The following is a 2,543-nucleotide window of genomic DNA, read 5'->3' on the forward strand; positions in this document are numbered from 1 at the left end:
CGGCGGCGCGGCCCGTGCGCGGCGGCCGTTTCTCCGCGACGACGCGGGGTATTGCGGCGCTCCTGATCCTGCCCATAACCATCCACCTCGGGACGACGCGTGAAATGCATTCCGGAAGGCCGCCATCGTCCGGCCGTCGAACGATCGTCTGTGAACCGCCGAGTGCTCGCCCAGTTGAGCTACGGACATTTCGCCACCGACCTGTCCCAGGGCGCGCTCCCGGCGCTCCTCCCGCTGTTCAAGAGTCAGTACCACCTGTCGTACACAGAAGTCGGCATTGTCGTCCTCATCGCTAATATCAGCTCGTCGGTCATCCAACCCGCATTCGGCGTGCTGAGCGACCGGGTGCGGATGCGGTGGCTCATGCCCCTCGGCGCGCTCATGGCCGGCACCGGCATCGTGCTCGCGGTCACCGCTTCCCACTTCGCCGTCATGATCGCGATGATCTTTCTCTGCGGCCTCGGCGTCGCCGCGTTCCATCCGGAAGGGTACAAGTTCGCGGGTCTGGCGAGCGGAGCGGGCCGGGCCACGGGGATGTCGTACTTTTCCGTCGGCGGCAACCTCGGGTTCGGTTTCGGTCCGGCGGCCGCCAGCGTCGCGCTGCACTTCGCCGGTCCGCGGGGCATCCTCTACGTGCTGGCCTTCAGCGTCTCGGCGGCGGTCCTGCTCTGGCAGGTCGCGTCCCCGCGGCGCCGGGACCAGCTCGAAGGGGAGTGGCGCCCGGACGCCGCGGGCGCGGCGGTGCGGGGCCGTCCCGCCGCGCCGCCGACTTCCGGGGCGGCGCGAACGATGCTTGCGCTGCTGGTCGCCTTCGTCATTCTGCGCTCCTGGGTCTCCGTCGGTCAATCGAGCTTCATCCCGCTGTACTTCACGGGCGTCCGCCATCTGACGCCGACGTACGCCGGCATTATGGTAAGCCTCTTTCTCGGCGCCGGCTCGATCGGGACGCTGCTCGGCGCCATCGCCGCCGACCGGTGGGGACGCCGCCGGATGCTGATCGTGTCGATGATCGTCCTGCCGCCGCTGTTGTGGGTGATGCCGCGGGCGGTGGGCCCGGTCGCGATGGCCGCGGCGCTCGTGGCCGGCATGGCCGCGGTGAGTACGTTCGTCGTCGTCATGGTGATGGCCCAGGCGGTGATCCCGGAGCGCATCGGCCTGATCTCCGGACTCATCATCGGCTTCGCCGTCGGCACCGGCGGCGTCGGCACCACGTTTCTCGGCGTCATCGCCGACCACTGGGGCGTGCTCCGCGCGCTGGACATGACGGCGCTGCTGCCGCTCCCGGCGCTGGTCATCGCCCTGCTCCTGCCGCCGGACCCGCCGGGAGAGCGGAACCACGGCGCCGAACCCGCGCGTAGTTCGAGGAGCGGCGTCCACGCGGACGTTGCGGGAGGTCAATGATGAACAACGAGAACGCGATGGAACCACAGTGGGGGCGCCGGCGCTTCCTCAGGCAGTTGCTGGCCGCTGCCGGGGCGGTCGAGGCCGCGCGACTCGCGGCGACCCCGCCGCGGCGCGCGTGGGGAGCCGCCGCGCCGCCTCCCCCCCCGGGCTCACCGCCAAACAAGGGCGGCGACTCCGGCATCACCGTCCGGCCGGACGACCCGGCGATCAGCGCGGGCGCGGTGGAGTTCCCCGGACTCATCACGCCGCTTCTGGGGTACGTCGCCGCGCCGGCCGGCGGCGAGACCTACCCCGGCATCCTCCTGATCCACGATGCCGACGGCCTCGCGGAGCACGTCCGCGACGTGGCGCGCCGGCTCGCGAGGGTCGGCTACGTCGCGCTCGTGCCCGATCTCCTGTCGCGGCAGGGGGGCACCGCGAAGGTCGGGGCCGTGGCCCAGGTCGTGCAGGCGATGTCGCGGCTGTCGGTCGCGCAGTTCATCCAGGACGCCAATACCGCCGTGCGCTACCTCGAAGACCATCCCCTCGTCTCCAAGAGCCGCGTCGGCATGCTCGCGTTCGGACTCGGCGGCATCTTCTCGTGGTATCTGCTGACGCAGAACGCCGACCTCAAGGCGGCCGCCATCTTGTACGGCAGGGTCCCGAGTTCCGAGTTGTGGCCGCACTTCTCTGCTGCGATCCTCGCGATCTACGCGGCCAACGACGATCACGACGCGGGCGATCTCACCGATCTGGATGCGCAGATGAAAAAGGCCGGCCGGGCCTGGGGGTACAAGGTCGAGCCCAAAGCGGGCGCCGGTTTTTTCGACGACACGCGAAAGACGTATGTGCCGGACGCGGCGAAGGACGCGTGGAAGATGACGCTCGACTGGTACCAGCACAACCTGACCGCGTGACCGGCCGCGCACCGCAGGCGGGCCTATCCTCGGTTCGCGCCCGATGGTATGATCGGCGGGCGACGTGATCAAGCCGACTCCCGTTCCCGTAAGACTGTTCCGCGCCCTCGCGACGACGACGGCCGTCGCGGCCTATCTCCTCGTGCTGGCAGGCGGCCTCGTGCGGATCACGGGAGCCGGCCTCGCCTGCCCGGACTGGCCGCTGTGCCACGGCCGGATCGTTCCGCCGCTTGAAGGCCTCGT

General features: G+C 70.2%; 3 protein-coding genes. All 3 read left to right on the top strand.

Features of this window, described 5'->3' with window-relative positions; translation table 11 throughout:
- Positions 1–150 precede the first annotated feature (150 nt).
- The gene (locus VGZ23_14530) at positions 151–1,401 is read left to right on the top strand and encodes an MFS transporter (protein ID HEV2358806.1); all 1,251 of its coding nucleotides are present in this window, start codon (positions 151–153) and stop codon (positions 1,399–1,401) included.
- A complete protein-coding gene (locus tag VGZ23_14535; protein ID HEV2358807.1) occupies positions 1,401–2,300 on the top strand; it encodes a dienelactone hydrolase family protein in 900 nt (299 codons plus the stop codon). Before VGZ23_14530 ends, VGZ23_14535 begins: the two co-directional genes overlap by 1 nt.
- A 64-nt stretch (positions 2,301–2,364) precedes the next feature.
- Positions 2,365–2,543 (top strand): COX15/CtaA family protein (locus tag VGZ23_14540; GenBank protein ID HEV2358808.1); only part of this gene is annotated, 179 nt, incomplete at its 3' end.

The sequence above is a fragment of the bacterium genome, assembly GCA_035945995.1.
Classification (GTDB): domain Bacteria; phylum Sysuimicrobiota; class Sysuimicrobiia; order Sysuimicrobiales; family Segetimicrobiaceae; genus DASSJF01.